Source organism: Glaciihabitans sp. INWT7 (assembly GCF_014217685.1).
GTDB lineage: Bacteria > Actinomycetota > Actinomycetes > Actinomycetales > Microbacteriaceae > Lacisediminihabitans.
In genome coordinates this window covers 1,813,882-1,829,631 of the sequence record NZ_CP043653.1, presented here as the reverse complement: position 1 = coordinate 1,829,631, position 15,750 = coordinate 1,813,882, and the positions used below count along the sequence as shown (strand labels likewise).

Genomic DNA, 15,750 nt, shown 5'->3' with positions numbered 1-15,750 from the left:
CCATTGGGTCCATCTGACAGAGTCGTCGACAGGAGTGGCAATGACCGTTTATGCGGCCCCGGGAACCCCGGATTCGAAAATCACCTTCAAGCCCCGCTACGAGAACTGGATCGGCGGTGAATGGGTCAAACCGGTCAAGGGACAGTACTTCGAAGACATCTCGCCGGTGAACGGAAAGCCCTTCGCCGAAGTCGCCAGGGGAACGGCGGAGGACATCGAGCTCGCCCTGGACGCGGCCCACAAGGCAGCGCCGGCGTGGGGTAAGACCAGTGCGACGGCCCGCGCGGCGGTGCTCAACAAGATCGCCGACCTGATCGACGCGAACACCGAATTGCTCGCCCTCGCCGAGACCTGGGACAACGGCAAGGCGGTGCGCGAGACGCTCAATGCGGACATCCCCCTCGCCGCCGACCACTTCCGCTACTTCGCCGCGGCGATCCGCGCCCAGGAGGGCAGCTTCGCGGAGATGGACGGCGACATGACCGCCTACCACTACCACGAGCCGCTCGGCGTGGTCGGTCAGATCATCCCGTGGAACTTCCCGATCCTCATGGCCGTCTGGAAGCTCGCACCGGCCCTCGCCGCCGGCAACGCGATTGTGCTGAAGCCGGCCGAGCAGACTCCGGTATCGATCCTCGTGCTCATCGAGCTGATCGGTGATGTGCTTCCGCCCGGGGTCGTCAACATCGTCAACGGCTTCGGTGTCGAGGCGGGCAAGCCGCTTGCCTCCAGCCCGCGCATCCGCAAGATCGCCTTCACGGGTGAGACCACCACCGGTCGGCTGATCCTGCAGTACGCCAGCGCCAACATCATCCCCGCGACTCTCGAACTCGGCGGCAAGAGCCCGAACCTGTTCTTCTCGGATGTCGCGGACCACGACGACGCCTTCTACGACAAGGCCCAGGAGGGCTTCGCGCTCTTCGCCTTCAACCAGGGTGAGGTCTGCACGGCTCCGAGCCGCGCTCTCATCGAGAAGCCGATCTACGACAAGTTCCTCGGGGATGCCGTCAAGCGCACCGCACTGGCCGTCCAGGGCAACCCGCTCGACACCGACACGATGGTCGGGGCGCAGGCCTCGAACGACCAGCTGGAGAAGATCCTCAGCTACATCGACATCGGAAAGCAGGAGGGCGCGAAGCTCCTCCTCGGTGGCGAGCGCATGGACCTCGGCGGGGACCTCACCGAGGGGTACTACGTGCAGCCCACCATCTTCGAGGGCCACAACAAGATGCGCCTCTTCCAGGAGGAGATCTTCGGGCCGGTGCTCGCGGTCACGAGTTTCGACGGCTACGACGACGGGATCGCGATCGCCAACGACACCCTGTACGGGCTCGGGGCCGGAGTCTGGTCGCGCAACGGCAACGTGGCGTACCGGGCGGGGCGCGACATCCAGGCCGGCCGGGTCTGGGTGAACAATTACCACGCCTATCCCGCGGGAGCGGCGTTCGGCGGTTACAAGAGCTCGGGCATCGGCCGCGAGAACAGCCGTCTGGCTCTTGACCACTACCAGCAGACGAAGAACCTGCTGGTGTCGTACTCCGAAGACAAGCTCGGTTTCTTCTAAACCCGCAACACCGTGGTGATCGGGCCTGTCGGCTTACTGGCAGGCTCGATCACCGCTTTGAGGCGCATACTGAATCCAGATCGAAAGGACACCGATGTCTGTCATCGAAAGCACGGGAGTCGTCACCGCCAGCGTCACTGTCGCCGGTGAGACCATCCCGCGAGTGGAGTTCCTGCCCGCGACGGTCGACCTCCTCCGCAAGCTCTGGGATCAGTACGGCCCGCTCATGATCCACCAGTCCGGCGGATGCTGCGACGGTTCGAGCCCGATGTGTTTCCCGGCCGGCGACTTCCTCACCTCCGACCAGGATGTGCTGCTCGGCCGCCTCGACATCGCACCGACCGGTGGCGAGCCGCAGGTGATCGATTTCTGGATGTCCGCAGAGCAATTCGAGTACTGGAGCCACACCTTTCTTACGGTTGACGTCGTCAAGGGCAGGGGCAGCGGGTTCTCGGTGGAGTCGCCGGAGGGCGTGCGGTTCATGATCCGTTCCCGCCTGATGGAGACCGCGACGCCCTTCGTGTGACCGGGCTGACGGTGATACCCGTCAGAATTGAGTCGTGTTCGTTGCCGTCTTCTCCTCCCCAGAAGGGATCGTCCTTCAGCAGCTGACGGATGACGGAGCAGTCGACGGCGCCAGGCAGGATGTTGCGCTCGAATCGTTGGCCGCGAGCGTCGCAGATCTCGAGCGGCAGCATCCGCGGTGGGTGTGGGACGACACCGCCCGCTGGTACCCGCCACTACTTGCCGCCGGCGTTCGTGTCCAGCGGTGCGTCGACCTGCGGTTGTCCCACGCGATACTGCGCAACTCGTCGCTGACTTCCGGCTCGGCGCTGGCGACCGCACCGCTGTCGTCCTGGGACCGTGGCGCACTGGAGCGGATCGAACGTCCGGCTGAGCACACCCTGTTCGACTGGGATGAGGCTGAAGAGCACGACGCCGAAGAAGACACCCTCGCGGAGTTCTCCGATCAGCGCGCCGCGATCATTGGTGCCGACGACCCGGCACGGATCGGACTGCTGCTCGCGGCAGAGTCGGCCGGCGCCCTTGTCGCCGCCGAGATGATGCACGCCGGGCTGCCCTGGCGCGAAGACATCCACAATGCCATCCTCGAGAGCCACCTCGGTGCGCGGCCGGCACCCGGGCAGCGGCCCGCGCTTCTCGAGGCGATGCTGCAGCGATTGCGCACAGAGCTGGAGGCACCGAGTCTGAACCCGGATTCCCCCTCCGAGCTGCTCAAGGCCCTCGCCGTAGCCGGACTCATGGTCACCTCGACGAGATCGTGGGAACTCAAGAAGCTCACGCATCCGGCCATCGAACCGCTGCTCGAATACAAGAAGATGTCGCGCCTGCTGACGGCCAACGGATGGCACTGGCTCGACACGAACGTGCGCAATGGCCGATTCCACCCAGAGTACGTGCCAGGGGGAGTCGTGACCGGACGCTGGGCGAGCACCGGAGGCGGCGGCGCACTGCAGCTTCCGAAGCAGATCCGCGGCGCCGTGGTCGCCGATCCGGGCTGGAAATTCGTGGTCGCAGACGCCTCCCAGCTCGAGCCGCGAATCCTCGCCGCCCTCTCAGGGGATCGCGGCATGGCCGAGGCGGGAAGTGCCGGTGACCTCTACGCGGGCATCGTCGCCAGCGGTGCGGTCGAGACTCGGGACGAAGCGAAGGTCGCAATGCTCGGAGCGATGTACGGTGCAACCTCCGGTGAAGGTGGTCGCCTCATGCCCCGGCTGGCCAGAGCATATCCCCGCGCCATCGGCCTGGTCGAAGAGGCCGCCCGCGCCGGCGAACGCGGCGAGGTCGTCACGACCCGCCTCGGTCGCAGCTCGCCACCGCCCGGAACGGCCTGGCGCGCCACCCAGGCGGATGCCTACGGCGACACCGCCACAGAGGCAGACGCGAGCCGCGCGCGCGGGCAGGCGCGCAGCTGGGGCCGATTCACGCGCAACTTCATCGTGCAGGGCACCGCCGCGGAGTGGGCGCTCTGTTGGATGGCCAACCTGCGCCGCGCCCTCCATGACGGGGCGGGCGACTCGTGGCTCACCGAATCGCCCCACCTGGTGTTCTTCATGCACGACGAAGTGGTGGTCCACACCCCGGCCGACCGAGTGGCAGTCGTGGAGGCCGCGATTCGAACTGCCGCGGAGGATGCCGGTCGGCTGCTCTTCGGAGCCCTGCCGGTGACCTTCCCCCTCACGGTGGCGATCGTGGACGACTACGGGGCAGCCAAGTAGTTCAGGATCTGGCTCGACGTCCCCGCTTCGGTCGTGCGTCGGACAGGGGGCGGAAGGAATCGAAATCGGCCAGGGCGGCGATCGCGGAGCCGAGCCAGGCGACCGCGGCCACCGCTTGGGCCTCCCGCGCGACCAGGGCGAGGCGGGCATCCGCGAATTCCGGTTCGACGGTGGACCGGGTCGTGAGGAGATCGCGCTCCCACCAGCGACGGTAGCTCTCCGCGACGGTCTTCGCCGCCACCGGGTCTATGGAGCTCGTCACGAGTACCTGGTCGAGCATCTCGGTCCACTCGGGGAGACCGTCGAGCACAGGCTCGGTCATCCAGGCGTTCGCGGCCGCCCGGCCGACCTCGGTGAGGCGGTAGAGGGGGAGAGAATCGACGGACGTCCCGGCGGGTTCCACGAGTCCGGAGCGGGCGAGCCGTTCGAGCGTGCTGTAGATCTGGCCGACGTTGACCGCACGACGATGCGGGGTGCGGGTGGCGAGCTCGGAATGGAGTTGCAGGCCGTAGGCCTCGCCGAGGCACAACACGGCGAGAAGACCATCTCGAACCGACATCGACGCCTCCTCTGGCCGAATAAAACCATGCCGAGTATATATTCGCCGGGGCACTCGGCAATTACACAGTTGTTATTTACCGGAGTCTTCGGCGATAATGGGCGAAACGGCTTGCCGTGTAACTGAAAAGCGCAGCACGGAACATTCCGAGGTCGATGGGGAAGTCGCACCTCAACGGAATGGAGTTATCGTGGCTGCACTCACCAATACCAGTGTCGCAATGGCGCGGGGTGTTCTCTTCGTGCACTCCTCTCCACGAGCACTGTGCCCGCATATCGAGTGGGCCGCAGGGGGAGCGATAGATCGCGCCGTTAACTTCCAATGGGAAGAGCAGCGGGTTCTCAAGGGCTCCATGCGCACCGAGTTCTACTGGGAAGGCGCCCAGGGCACCGGGGCGGCCATCGCGTCGGCCCTTCGCGGCTGGGAACACCTGCGCTTCGAGGTCACCGAGGACTCCTCTCCCGGAAGCGACGGCGGCCGCTGGATGCACACCCCGGACCTGGGGATCTTCTTCGCGCAGACCGACACGGCGGGCAACGTGGTGATCCCCGAAGACCGGGTGCGTTACGCGATGGAGATCGCGGGATCCGATGCTTTCGAGCTGCATCGTGAGCTGCGTCTCGCCCTCGGCCAGGCCTGGGACGACGAGCTGGAGGCATTCCGTCACTCCAGCGACACCAACCAGGTCGTCTGGCTGCACAAGGTCGGCTGAGCCGGCCGATCGCACCGGGGGACGGATCCGCGTGCCCTCTCTGCCCTCAGGCGCCGGCCCGCACCTCCTGCGCCGTGGAAGACATCTCGAATGGGTGACGCTCGGCTGGAACGTCGCCGGGGTGACCGTACTCGCGGTTCTCGCGGCGACCGCGTCCTCGATCGCTCTGGCCGGGTTCGCACTGGATAGTCTCATCGAGATCGGCGCGTCTGCCGTGGTTCTGTGGGAACTGTCCGGCACGGGTGAAGCCCGGCAGCAACGGGCGCTGCGGCTGATCGGCATCGCATTCGTGCTGCTGGCTGCGTATCTGCTCACCCAGTCCGTTGTCGCCCTTTCGACCGGTCACCGCGCGTCTCCCGGTCTCGGAGGGATCGTCTGGACCGCCGCGACGGCCGCCGTCATGTTCACCCTCGCCACGGCGAAGGGGCGAACCGGGCGCGCCCTCGGCAACCCCGTGTTGCTCACCGAGGCCCGCGTGACCTTCGTGGACGCACTGCTTGCCGTCGCCGTGCTCCTCGGAATCAGCCTCGACCTCCTTTTGGGCTGGTGGTGGGCGGATCCGGTGGCCGGATTCGTGATCGTGTTCTACGCGGTTCGGGAGGCGATCCAGATCTTTCGCGTCGGCCATTCCTGACCGGGTCCGAACAGCGAACCGAGGAGAGCCCGCCCGGAGAATTCACGGCCGGCTCCTCCTTACTATCGCCGATAGACCTCGATGATGCGCTCCACGTAGTTGGTCGGAGAGAACAGCTCGCGATCCACGAGCGCGCCCTCCGACAGCCCGACGAGCAAGGAGGGGTCTTCGACCAGCGCAACAAGAGCATCGGCCAAGCCCGCCGCATCCGGACTCTCCGAGAGATACCCCGAGTTGCCCAGGCCCTCCTTGAGCTTCGGGTCGCAGTACAAGACCCCGCGTTCACGGCTCACGGCTTCGGCGATGGTCATCGGCTGGTTGTCGAAGCCCAGTGAGGTGAGCGCGATGGCGGCCGACGCATCCATCAGCGCGAGCACTTCGTCGTGCGGAAGGGCGCCCTGCACTCGAATCTCCGGATGGTTCGCGGCGAGCTTCTTCAGGGCGGGCAGGTCGGAGCCCTCGCCGACGAAGTCGACGGTGAAACCGTTGTCGGTGCGCGCCAGGGCGACGATGACGGCCCTGGCGAAGTGCAGCGGACGCTTGACCGGCTCACAGCGGGCGACCCAGAGGAAGCTCGGGCGGCGCGCCTGTTCGATCGTGAGGGCATTGGACGCGACGTCCGTCGTCGCGATGGGGTTGGGGATCACCGAGATGGTGCCGGTGACACCGGCGGCGGCGAGGTCGTCTGCCTGATGTTTCGAGGGTGACACCACCTGCTTCGCTCGACGGGCCATGGCGAGCACGAGATTGCGCAGCAGGTTGTCGGTCTTGCGCGGAGTGAACAGGATGTTCGGGATCTTCTCGCCGATCACCAGCTGGAGAGCCCAGCGGATGAACCAGGCGACTGATGCCTGCGGAGGTCCCTCGCTCGCCCAGTAGAAGCTGTGCACCGTATGGACGAGCGGGATGCCCATGTTGGCCGCTGCCGCATCCACCACGTGCGCGAGCCCGAATTCGGTCTGGACGTGCACCACATCCACCTTCTCGGAGCGAAGGTACCGTTCCAGTGCGGCCACGCTGCGGGCGTTGTTGGGGATGACGGCGAGATCGAGCACGGGAAGCCGGAACAGCGGCTTCACGAGGAGTCCGTCGGGGGAGCGCTGATAGCGCGCACCCCGGAAACCGCGGGCCGGCGAGACGACGATCACGCTGTGTCCGGCGTGCTCCAGCGCGAGTTTCTGTTGCCGCATCGAGGTCTGGGCACCGCCGACATAGTCGAAGTAGTAGTCGCTGACGATGGCGATCTTCAGCGGGCCACCTGGTGCCGCGGTCATACGCTCCGGAAGGCCAGCACGGCATTGTGACCGCCGAAACCGAACGAGTTGCTGATGGCGAGAAGCGGACCGTCGCCGAGCGCACGAGGGCTCGTGACGACATCGAGCGGGATCTCCGAATCCTGGTCGGTCAGGTTGATCGTGGGGGGTGCGGTGCGATCGCGGATCGCCAGGATTGTGAAGATCGCCTCCAGCGCACCGGTGCCGCCGAGCAGGTGGCCCGTCGCGCCCTTGGTGGCCGAGACGGGGATCTGGCCGAGCCGGTCGCCGAACACGGAGAGCAGCGCCTTGTATTCGGCGATGTCGCCGACCGGAGTGCTGGTGGCATGCGCGTTGATGTGTACGACCTCATCCGGCGTGGCGCCGGCCTGCTCGAGCGCCGCGTAGACCGCCCTTGCGGCCCCACGACCCTCCGGATCGGGCGCCGTGATGTGGTACGAATCGCTCGTAACCCCGCCTCCGGCGATCTCGGCGTAGATCCGGGCTCCTCTGGCCAGCGCGTGCTCTTCGGTCTCCATGATGATCGTCGCCGCGCCCTCGCCCATGACGAATCCGTCGCGGGCACTGTCGTAGGGCCGGGAGGCCGTCGCCGGGTCGTCGTTGCGCTTGGAGAGCGCCTGCATGCCCGCGAAGGCCGAGATGGTGAAGGGATGGATCACGGACTCGGTTCCGCCCGCGACGATGACGTCGGCGAGCCCCGCCTGCAGATGATCGTAGGCATTGGCGATGGACTCGGTGCTGGAGGCACACGCGGAGACGTCGGTGCGGGCGAAGGCGCGCGCGTCGAGGTCCATGCTGATCGCGGCGGATGCCGCGTTGGGCATCAGCATCGGAACGGTCATCGGAAGCACCCGGCGGGGCCCCTTCTCACGCAGGGTGTCCCAGCCGTTCAGGAGGGTCCAGAGCCCGCCGATACCCGTGGCGTAGTCCACTCCGAGGCGCTCGGGGGCCACCTCGGGCGAGCCGGCATCCCTCCACGCCTCACGGGCGGAGACGAGGGCGAGCTGGGCGGAGGGGTCGAGCCGCTTGGCCTCCTGGCGCTCGAGGAACTCCTCGGGCCGCACGATGGCCTCGGCGGCGAAGGTCACGGGAAGGTCGTACTGCCCGACCCAGTCGTATTCGAGGCTGCGGCCGCCGGAGGCGCCGGCGAGAAGTGCGGCCCAGGTATCGGGTGCGGTGGCTCCGATCGGCGAAATCGCACCGATTCCGGTGACGACGATCTTCTTGGTCATGGCGGCAACTCTCTGATGAATAGACGCGGATGGCGTCGTCCGACGGGCGCGGCCAGCCCAGCGAAGAGCGTGGGCTGGCCAGCCGCGTTGGTGGGCCCAGAGGGCCCGATTTCCGTGCTGGGCGGTGCTTAGTCCTGGGCGGCGACGATGAAGCTCACGGCGTCACCGACGGTCTTGAGGTTCTTGACCTCTTCGTCCGGGATCTTCACGTCGAACTTCTCTTCGGCGTTGACGACGATCGTCATCATCGAGATCGAGTCGATGTCGAGGTCGTCGGTGAACGACTTGCCCAGCTCCACCGAGTCGGTGGCGATCCCGGTTTCGTCGTTGATGAGCTCGGCGAGACCGGCCAGTACTTCTTCGGTGGACAATGCCATTGTGTTATCTCCTTGGGGGTGTCGTTTGACCGTTGATTATCTTACGGGAGCACAACGACCTGGGCTCCGAAGACCAGCCCGGCGCCGAATCCGATCTGCAGCGCGAGACCGCCGCTGAGTTCGGGATGCTCGGCGAGCAGCCGGTGGGTGGCGAGGGGGATCGACGCGGCAGAGGTGTTGCCGGTCGTGGCGATGTCGCGCGCGATCATCACCGATTCGGGCAGCTTGAGTTGCTTGGCGAACTCGTCGATGATGCGCATGTTGGCCTGATGGGGAATGAAGGCCGCGAGGTCTGCCGATGTGATTCCTGCCGCCTCCAGGGCCTGCTTGGCGACCTTTGCCATGTCCCAGACGGCCCAGCGGAAGACGGTCTGGCCCTCCTGACGAAGGGTGGGCCACTCGGCAGTCCCGTCGCGGAAGTCGGTGAGGGTGGAGTTCATTCCCACGGCATCCGCCTTGGAACCGTCCGAGCCCCAGACGGCCGGAGCGATGCCGGGAGTCTCACTCGGTCCGATCACAACGGCACCCGCACCGTCACCGAGCAGGAAAGAGATGGAGCGATCCGTCGGGTCGACCACATCGCTGAGCTTCTCGGCGCCGATCACCAGCGCGTAGTGCGCGGCACCCGTGCGGATGAGGGCATCGGCCTGGGTGACGGCGTAGCTGAAGCCGGCACACGCGGCGTTGGTGTCGTAGGCCGCTGCCGGGTTGGAGCCAACGCGATCCGCGACGACCGCGGCCATGGACGGGGTCTGCTGCACGTTGCTGATCGTCGCGATGATCACGAGGTCGATCTGGTCTGCGGCGACGCCAGACTTCTCGATCGCCTCGCGGGCGGCATCCGTGGCGAGGTCCACCGCGAGGATGTTCGCCGAGGCACGGGTGCGGGTGACGATTCCCGTGCGTTGCTGGATCCACTCGTCGCTCGAGTCGATCGGGCCGATCAATTCCTCGTTGGGCACGACCCGGTCACCGCGCGCCGCGCCGTAGCTGTAGATGCGGGTGAATTGCGCACCGTTGGACTGGTTCAGGATGGGGTGGCTCATGACTTCCCGTCAATCAGGTCGAATGCGGCAGAGAGGTCGTCCGGAGTCTTGACGGCCACCGTTGGCACTCCTTTGAGGCCGCGTTTCGCCAAGCCGACCAGGGCGCCAGCCGGCGCGATCTCGATCAGGCCGGTGACACCAGCGGCCGCGAACGCGTCCATTGTCTTGTCCCACCGTACAGGGGACGAAACCTGCCCGACGAGCAGGTCGATGAACGAGGCACCACTCGTGATCGCCGTTCCGTCGTGGTTTGTCCAGATGGTGACGCTCGGATCGTGCTTCGCGAGTGCCGCTGCCACTGTCGACAAATGGGCGACGGCCGGCGACATATACCTGGTGTGGAATGCCCCAGCGACCTGAAGGGGAATGACCCGCGCTCCGGCGGGCGGCGCCTCCTTGAGAGCCGCGAGGGCATCCAGGGCTCCCGCGACCACGATCTGGCCGCCACCGTTGAAGTTCGCCGGTTCGAGCCCCAACTCTGCGAGCGTGCCGAGCAGTTCGTCTTCGGCCGCGCCGATGACCGCGCTCATGCCGGTGGGTTCGAGGGCCGCGGCACCTGTCATGGCGGATCCTCGCTCGCGCACGAGAGCCATCGCATCCGTCTCGCTGAGGATGCCCGCGGCGGCAGCAGCGGTGACCTCGCCGACCGAATGACCGGCGACTCCGCCGATCTTGTCGCGACGCCCGTCGAGCAGAGCGGCGAGGGTGAGAAGGCCGGCGGCCACGATGAGCGGCTGGGCGACGGCGGTGTCGCGGATCGTGTCGGCGTCGGAGGTGGTGCCGTGTGCCGCGAGGTCGATGCCCGCCGCATCCGAGAGGGCGGTCAGATGATCGGCAAACCGGGGTTCAGCCAGCCAGGGAAAGAGGAAGCCCGGAGTTTGAGAACCCTGGCCGGGACAGACGACGACGATCATCAGTCCAGTCTGCCGTGCTGGAGCACATCCCGGGTTGTAGACCTTCGCTAAGAAATGCCGCACAGCTTGGGCCGATCCCACAGTCCCGATGGGTCGGCAGCAGGCTGTTACCCGGATTACCGGCGTCCTCGGCAGGCTCTGCGGGCCACCGATAACCGGGCTGGCCGCCGGGAATCTCGCGCGGCAGCTAGCGGCGGCGCAGCGGACCGTCGGGCTCGGCGATCGATCCGATGATGAGAGCCGCCTGCAGGATGAGGGATTCCCGGGCGCCCGTTGCATCCCATCCGATCACCTCGGAGACCCGTTTGAGGCGGTACCGCACGGTGTTGGGGTGCACGAACAGCTCGCGTGCCGTGGCCTCAAGAGACCGACCGTTGTCCAGGTAGCACCAGAGAGTGGCGAGGAGCTCGGTGGAGTGAGCCTGCAGCGGTTTGTAGATGCGGTTGATGAGCGTGGCCCGGGCGAGGGCGTCCCCGGCGAGTGCCCGTTCGGGAAGCAGGTCGTCGGCGAGGGTAGGCCGGGGGGCGTTGCGCCAGGACCGGGCGACCGCGAATCCGGCGAGCGCCGCCTTGGCACTGCGGGATGCTTCGACCAGGGAGGGAACCTGGTGGCCGAGTACCAGGTGACCGTCGCCGAAACCCGGCTCCAGCGCCGAAGCGATCTCGAGGAACGGAGTCAGGGTCGCGTCTGCGGGCTCGTCCTCCTGGGGGGTGGGATGAGCGCGCCCGATCACGAGGACGAGCCGGCTTCCCTGCACGCCGATCAGCACGTCGGCGTCCAGGTGTCTCGCGGTTCGGCGCAGCATGTCGACATCGAGCATCTTCGGCGCGGTACCGACGAGAACGGACACCTCGCCGTGCCCATGCCAGCCGAGCGCGGCGATCCGAGACGGCAGTTCGTCGTCGTATTCGCCGCTGAGGATCGAGTCGACGACGAGAGCTTCGAGCCGGGCATCCCACAGGCCGCGGGCCTCCGCGGCGCGGGCGTAGACGTCCGCGGCCGCGAAGGCGATCTCGCGGGAGTAGAGCAGGATCGCTTCGCGCACCGTCTCGTCGGCACCCTTGACGCGGTCTTCGACCACTTCGACGGTCACGCGGATCAGTTGCAGCGTCTGCGTGAGGCTCACGGAGCGCAGCAGCTCTCGGGGAGCCGCGCCGAAGACGTCTGCCGCGATCCACGGGGTCGAGGTGGGGTCGTCGTACCAGTGGATGAAGGAGGTGATTCCCGCCTGGGCGACCAGCCCGACCGCCGACCGCCGTCCCGGTGGCATTTCGCCGTACCAGGAGAGCGTGTCGTCGAGTCGTTTGAGGGTCGCCGTGGCGAGTTCACCAGAGATCGCCCTGAGCCAGGCGAGCGTCTGTTCCTTTGTCTTGACCGCAGGTGCCATGTCGTCGCGAGCGTCGGGCTAGCTCTCGCCGCCCGCCGTGCCCGTGGTGCCCGCGGTCACATCGTGCAGACGGTAGCGTTCGATCGCCTGCTGCGGGATGCCCGGGTGCAGTTTGCCCTGCGCGACGAGAGACTCCAGCGTGCGCACCACAAGCGACGGACCATCGATCTTGAAGAAACGACGGGCCGCAGCGCGGGTATCAGAGAATCCGAAGTCGTCGGCACCGAGGGTGGCGAAATCTCCGGGGACGAAGGGACGGATCTGGTCCGGCACCGCGTGCATGAAGTCCGTGACTGCCACGAAGGGTCCCTCGGCTCCGGAGAGCTTCTGCGTCACATAGGGCACGCGCTTCTCCGAGTTGGGGTTGAGGAAGTTCTGCTCCTCGGCGGCGAGGCCGTCGCGACGCAGTTCGGTCCAGGACGTGACGGACCAGACATCCGCCGACACCCCCCAGTCGTCGGCCAGCAGTTGCTGGGCCTCGAGGGCCCACGGCACGGAGACACCGGAGGCGAGCAACTGCGCCTTCGGTCCCTGCGTGCTGCTCGCGTTCAAACGGTAGATGCCCTTGAGCAATCCGTCGACGTCGAGATCTTCCGGCTCGGCCGGCTGGATGATCGGTTCGTTGTACACCGTGAGGTAGTACATGACGTTCGGGTGCGGATGGGTGCCCCCGTACATGCGGTCGAGGCCGTCCTTGACGATGTGGCCGAGTTCGTAGCCATAGGCGGCGTCGTAGGCCACGACCGCCGGGTTCGTCGAGGCGAGCAGGATCGAGTGACCGTCGGCGTGCTGCAGACCTTCACCGGTGAGCGTTGTGCGCCCGGCTGTCGCACCCACGATGAATCCGCGCGCCATCTGGTCGCCGGCGGCCCACATCGCGTCACCGGTGCGCTGGAAGCCGAACATCGAATAGAAGACGTAGACGGGGATCAGCGGCTCGCCGTGGGTGGCGTAGGAGGTTCCTGCCGCGGTGAAGGCCGCGAAGCCTCCCGCCTCGTTGATTCCGACGTGCACGATCTGGCCCTGCGGGCTCTCCTTGTAGGCGAGCAACTGCTCGCGGTCCACGGAGGTGTACTGCTGCCCGCTGGGGTTGTAGATCTTGGCGGTGGGGAAGTAGGCGTCCATACCGAAGGTGCGCGCCTCATCCGGGATGATCGGCACGATGCGGTGACCGAAGTCCTTGGACTTGAGCAGGTCCTTGAGCAGGCGGGCGAAAGCCATGGTGGTGGCGATCTCCTGCTTACCGGAGCTTTTCTTGGCGATCGCGTAGGCCGAGTCGTCCGGAAGGCTCAGTGGCACGTGCCGCGTGCGGCGCTCCGGCAGGTAACCGCCGAGCTCTGCGCGGCGTTCACGAATGTACTGGATCGCCTCGTCGTCCTCACCCGGGTGGTAGTAGGGCGGCAGGTACGGGTTCTCCTCGAGCACGGCATCCGTGATCGGGATGCGCATCGCGTCGCGGAACTGCTTGAGGTTGTCGAGGGTGAGCTTCTTCATCTGGTGCGTCGCGTTGCGCCCCTCGAACGACGGGCCGAGACCGTAGCCCTTCACCGTCTTGGTGAGGATCACGGTGGGCTGGCCCTTGTGCTCTGATGCCGCCTTGAAGGCCGCGTAGACCTTGCGGTAGTCGTGCCCGCCGCGCTTGAGTCCCCAGACCTGGTCGTCGGTGAAGTCCTTGACCATCTCCAGGGTGCGCGGGTCGCGGCCGAAGAAGTTCTCGCGCACGTAGGCGCCGTTCTCGGCCTTGTAGGTCTGGTAGTCGCCGTCGGGGGTGCGGTTCATCAGGTCGCGGAGCGCGCCCTCAGAGTCGCGGGCGAGGAGTTCGTCCCACTCGCGGCCCCAGATCACCTTGATGACGTTCCAGCCGGCACCGCGGAAGAAGCTCTCCAGCTCCTGGATGATCTTGCCGTTGCCGCGCACCGGGCCGTCGAGGCGCTGGAGGTTGCAGTTGATCACGAAGTTGAGGTTGTCGAGGCCGTCGTTCGCCGCGAGCTGGAGGGCACCGCGGCTCTCCACCTCGTCCATCTCGCCGTCGCCGAGGAACGCCCAGACCTGCTGGTCCGAGGCATCCTTGATACCGCGGTTGGTGAGGTACTTGTTCGATTGCGCCTGGTAGATCGCGTTGATCGGGCCGAGGCCCATCGACACCGTGGGGAACTGCCAGAAGTCCGGCATGAGACGCGGGTGCGGGTATGACGAGAGTCCGCCGCCCTGGTGCGACTTCTCCTGGCGGAATCCGTCCAACTGGTCGGTGGAGAGGCGCCCTTCGAGGAAGGCGCGGGCGTACATGCCGGGGGAGGCGTGACCCTGGTAGAAGACCTGGTCCCCGCCGCCGACGTGATCCTGACCCCGGAAGAAGTGGTTGCTGCCCACCTCGTAGAGGGTCGCCGATCCGGCGTAGGTGGAGATGTGTCCGCCGACGGAGATGCCGGGGCGTTGGGCGCGGTGCACCATGATGGCGGCGTTCCAGCGCAGCCAGGCGCGGTACCGGCGCTCGAGATCTTCGTCGCCGGGGAATTCGGGCTCGTTCTCCGGGGCGATCGTGTTGAGGTAGTCGGTGGTCGGAACCATCGGCACTCCGAGGTGGAGCTCCTTCGACCGCTTCAGCAGGCTGAGGATGATCTCCCGCCCGCGTTCATGGCCCTGCGCTGCCACCAGCGCATCGAGGGACTCCTGCCATTCCGCAGTTTCCTCAGGGTCCTGGTCGGTGTGATTCACCGAGTAGGGGTCCTGGTCGTTTACCGTCAACGTCGACCTCGCATCTTTTCCGTGGACAATCCGTGACCCAGGCGGTGACGATCGGGTTGCGACCGTCGCCGGGATGAAGGGCCGTATCGAGTCTAGTTCTCGCTGGCGACGCCTCCTGCGCATGGTGCGGAGCCGCCCGGCACGGGTAGCGTCTCAGCCATGGTCCTCCACACGATCGACAGCGGCAGCCTCCGGATCACCATCGACGAGTCGGGAGCGGAGCTGTCGTCCCTCGTCGACCGGGCCGGCCGGGAGTTGCTGTGGCAGGGACGGTCGGTGTGGAAGCGCCGCGCGCCAATCCTCTTCCCCATCATCGGGCAGATGCCGGAGGGGATCCTGCGCTACGAGGGGGTGAGCTACCCGATCGCACAACACGGTTTCGCCCGCGACCAAGACTTCGAGGCATCCGATCTCGATGGGAACTCGGTCATCTTCACCCTCGTCGATTCGCCGGAGACGAGAGAGAAGTTCCCCTTCCGCTTCCGCCTCGCCGTTCGCTATTCAGTGACGGATGCGACGCTCACTGTCACGACGACAGTGACCAACACCGACAGCGTGCCATTCTCGGCATCGCTCGGGGAGCACCCCGCCTTCGCCTGGCCGCTGATGGAGGGCATCGCCCGAGACGCCCACGTGATCGAGTTCGCACTGCCGGAACCCGCTCCCATCCGCCGCATCGTGGACGGACTGGCGCTGGTCGAGTCGCAGCCGACTCCCGTGGTCGGTGACACCCTGACTCTTGACGACACCCTGTTCGTGGCAGACGCGGTCATCTTCGATCAGCTGGCCAGTCGTTCCGTGCGCTATTCGGCACCCGGAGCGCCGAGCATCGTCGTGTCATTCCCCGATTTCCCGATACTCGGAGTCTGGTCGAAGGCTCCGGGGGAGTTCGTCTGCATCGAACCGTGGTTCGGCATGACGGCGCCCCAGGGTTTCTCCGGCGAGTACAGCGAGAAACCGCACCAGTTCGTGCTCGAGCCGGATGAGAGCCGAGAGTTCACCTACAGCGTCACTGTCGAGCAGCCTTCGCCATAGGAGACCGCCCTCACCGGGCGTAAGCTTGCCA

Annotated in this window: 14 protein-coding genes; 6 read left to right on the top strand and 8 right to left on the bottom strand. The window is 66.5% G+C overall.

Translation table 11 applies throughout. The features are described 5' to 3' along the window. Nucleotides 1-40 precede the first annotated feature (40 nt). The 3 genes from F1C58_RS08880 (at nucleotide 41) to F1C58_RS08870 (ending at nucleotide 3,804) form a co-directional block, all read left to right on the top strand. Entirely contained in the window at nucleotides 41-1,564 is a 1,524-nt protein-coding gene (locus F1C58_RS08880) for an aldehyde dehydrogenase family protein (protein ID WP_185200779.1), read from the top strand. Between the two features lie 94 nt (nucleotides 1,565-1,658). Beyond that, the gene (locus F1C58_RS08875) at nucleotides 1,659-2,090 is read left to right on the top strand and encodes a DUF779 domain-containing protein (RefSeq protein ID WP_185200778.1); all 432 of its coding nucleotides are present in this window, start codon (nucleotides 1,659-1,661) and stop codon (nucleotides 2,088-2,090) included. A gap of 34 nt (nucleotides 2,091-2,124) precedes the next feature. After that, nucleotides 2,125-3,804 (top strand): bifunctional 3'-5' exonuclease/DNA polymerase, encoded by a 1,680-nt coding sequence (locus tag F1C58_RS08870; RefSeq protein ID WP_185200777.1) that lies wholly within the window; start codon nucleotides 2,125-2,127, stop codon nucleotides 3,802-3,804. A 1-nt stretch (nucleotide 3,805) separates the two neighbouring features. Here F1C58_RS08870 and F1C58_RS08865 read toward each other — a convergent pair whose 3' ends face one another. Beyond that, nucleotides 3,806-4,363 (bottom strand): PadR family transcriptional regulator, encoded by a 558-nt coding sequence (locus F1C58_RS08865; protein ID WP_185200776.1) that lies wholly within the window; start codon nucleotides 4,361-4,363, stop codon nucleotides 3,806-3,808. Nucleotides 4,364-4,583: 220 nt separating this feature from the next. On the opposite strand from F1C58_RS08865, the gene F1C58_RS08860 reads away from it, so the two are divergent. Both F1C58_RS08860 and F1C58_RS08855 read left to right on the top strand, forming a co-directional pair. Continuing rightward, a complete protein-coding gene (locus F1C58_RS08860) occupies nucleotides 4,584-5,075 on the top strand; it encodes a DUF3145 domain-containing protein (RefSeq protein WP_185204076.1) in 492 nt (163 codons plus the stop codon). A gap of 31 nt (nucleotides 5,076-5,106) precedes the next feature. After that, on the top strand, nucleotides 5,107-5,709 hold the full coding sequence (locus tag F1C58_RS08855) for a cation transporter (RefSeq protein WP_185204212.1): 603 nt from the start codon (nucleotides 5,107-5,109) through the stop codon (nucleotides 5,707-5,709). Nucleotides 5,710-5,771: 62 nt separating this feature from the next. On the opposite strand, the gene F1C58_RS08850 is transcribed toward F1C58_RS08855, so the two are convergent. The 7 genes from F1C58_RS08850 to aceE form a co-directional block, all read right to left on the bottom strand. After that, a complete protein-coding gene (locus F1C58_RS08850; protein ID WP_185200775.1) occupies nucleotides 5,772-6,983 on the bottom strand; it encodes a glycosyltransferase family 4 protein in 1,212 nt (403 codons plus the stop codon). Continuing rightward, nucleotides 6,980-8,215 carry a beta-ketoacyl synthase gene (locus F1C58_RS08845; protein ID WP_185200774.1) on the bottom strand — a complete coding sequence of 412 codons (1,236 nt, stop codon included), beginning with the start codon at nucleotides 8,213-8,215 and terminating at the stop codon, nucleotides 6,980-6,982. Before F1C58_RS08845 ends, F1C58_RS08850 begins: the two co-directional genes overlap by 4 nt. Before the next feature lie 128 nt (nucleotides 8,216-8,343). Next, nucleotides 8,344-8,592, bottom strand: coding sequence for an acyl carrier protein (locus F1C58_RS08840; protein WP_185200773.1), 249 nt, complete (start codon nucleotides 8,590-8,592; stop codon nucleotides 8,344-8,346). Between the two features lie 41 nt (nucleotides 8,593-8,633). Next, nucleotides 8,634-9,638: a beta-ketoacyl-ACP synthase III gene (locus F1C58_RS08835; protein WP_185200772.1), complete on the bottom strand. Its 1,005-nt coding sequence runs from the start codon at nucleotides 9,636-9,638 to the stop codon at nucleotides 8,634-8,636. After that, complete coding sequence (locus F1C58_RS08830; RefSeq protein ID WP_185200771.1) at nucleotides 9,635-10,552, bottom strand: ACP S-malonyltransferase; 918 nt, start codon at nucleotides 10,550-10,552, stop codon at nucleotides 9,635-9,637. Before F1C58_RS08830 ends, F1C58_RS08835 begins: the two co-directional genes overlap by 4 nt. A 187-nt stretch (nucleotides 10,553-10,739) precedes the next feature. Then, entirely contained in the window at nucleotides 10,740-11,939 is a 1,200-nt protein-coding gene (locus tag F1C58_RS08825) for a CdaR family transcriptional regulator (RefSeq protein WP_185200770.1), read from the bottom strand. An 18-nt stretch (nucleotides 11,940-11,957) separates the two neighbouring features. Then, nucleotides 11,958-14,684, bottom strand: a complete 2,727-nt coding sequence (gene aceE / locus F1C58_RS08820; RefSeq protein WP_185200769.1) for a pyruvate dehydrogenase (acetyl-transferring), homodimeric type — start codon at nucleotides 14,682-14,684, stop codon at nucleotides 11,958-11,960. A 159-nt stretch (nucleotides 14,685-14,843) separates the two neighbouring features. On the opposite strand from aceE, the gene F1C58_RS08815 reads away from it, so the two are divergent. Continuing rightward, a complete protein-coding gene (locus F1C58_RS08815) occupies nucleotides 14,844-15,719 on the top strand; it encodes an aldose 1-epimerase family protein (RefSeq protein ID WP_185200768.1) in 876 nt (291 codons plus the stop codon). Nucleotides 15,720-15,750 lie beyond the last annotated feature (31 nt).

Bases quoted from the DNA above. Each gene is read 5' to 3' on its own strand.
- F1C58_RS08880 (WP_185200779.1), top strand. From the start codon at position 41: ATGACCGTTTATGCGGCCCCGGGAACCCCGGATTCGAAAATCACCTTC.
- F1C58_RS08875 (WP_185200778.1), top strand. From the start codon at position 1,659: ATGTCTGTCATCGAAAGCACGGGAGTCGTCACCGCCAGCGTCACTGTC.
- F1C58_RS08865 (WP_185200776.1), bottom strand. From the start codon at position 4,363: ATGTCGGTTCGAGATGGTCTTCTCGCCGTGTTGTGCCTCGGCGAGGCC.
- F1C58_RS08860 (WP_185204076.1), top strand. From the start codon at position 4,584: ATGGCGCGGGGTGTTCTCTTCGTGCACTCCTCTCCACGAGCACTGTGC.
- F1C58_RS08850 (WP_185200775.1), bottom strand. From the start codon at position 6,983: ATGACCGCGGCACCAGGTGGCCCGCTGAAGATCGCCATCGTCAGCGAC.
- F1C58_RS08845 (WP_185200774.1), bottom strand. From the start codon at position 8,215: ATGACCAAGAAGATCGTCGTCACCGGAATCGGTGCGATTTCGCCGATC.
- F1C58_RS08840 (WP_185200773.1), bottom strand. From the start codon at position 8,592: ATGGCATTGTCCACCGAAGAAGTACTGGCCGGTCTCGCCGAGCTCATC.
- F1C58_RS08835 (WP_185200772.1), bottom strand. From the start codon at position 9,638: ATGAGCCACCCCATCCTGAACCAGTCCAACGGTGCGCAATTCACCCGC.
- F1C58_RS08830 (WP_185200771.1), bottom strand. From the start codon at position 10,552: ATGATCGTCGTCGTCTGTCCCGGCCAGGGTTCTCAAACTCCGGGCTTC.
- F1C58_RS08825 (WP_185200770.1), bottom strand. From the start codon at position 11,939: ATGGCACCTGCGGTCAAGACAAAGGAACAGACGCTCGCCTGGCTCAGG.
- F1C58_RS08815 (WP_185200768.1), top strand. From the start codon at position 14,844: ATGGTCCTCCACACGATCGACAGCGGCAGCCTCCGGATCACCATCGAC.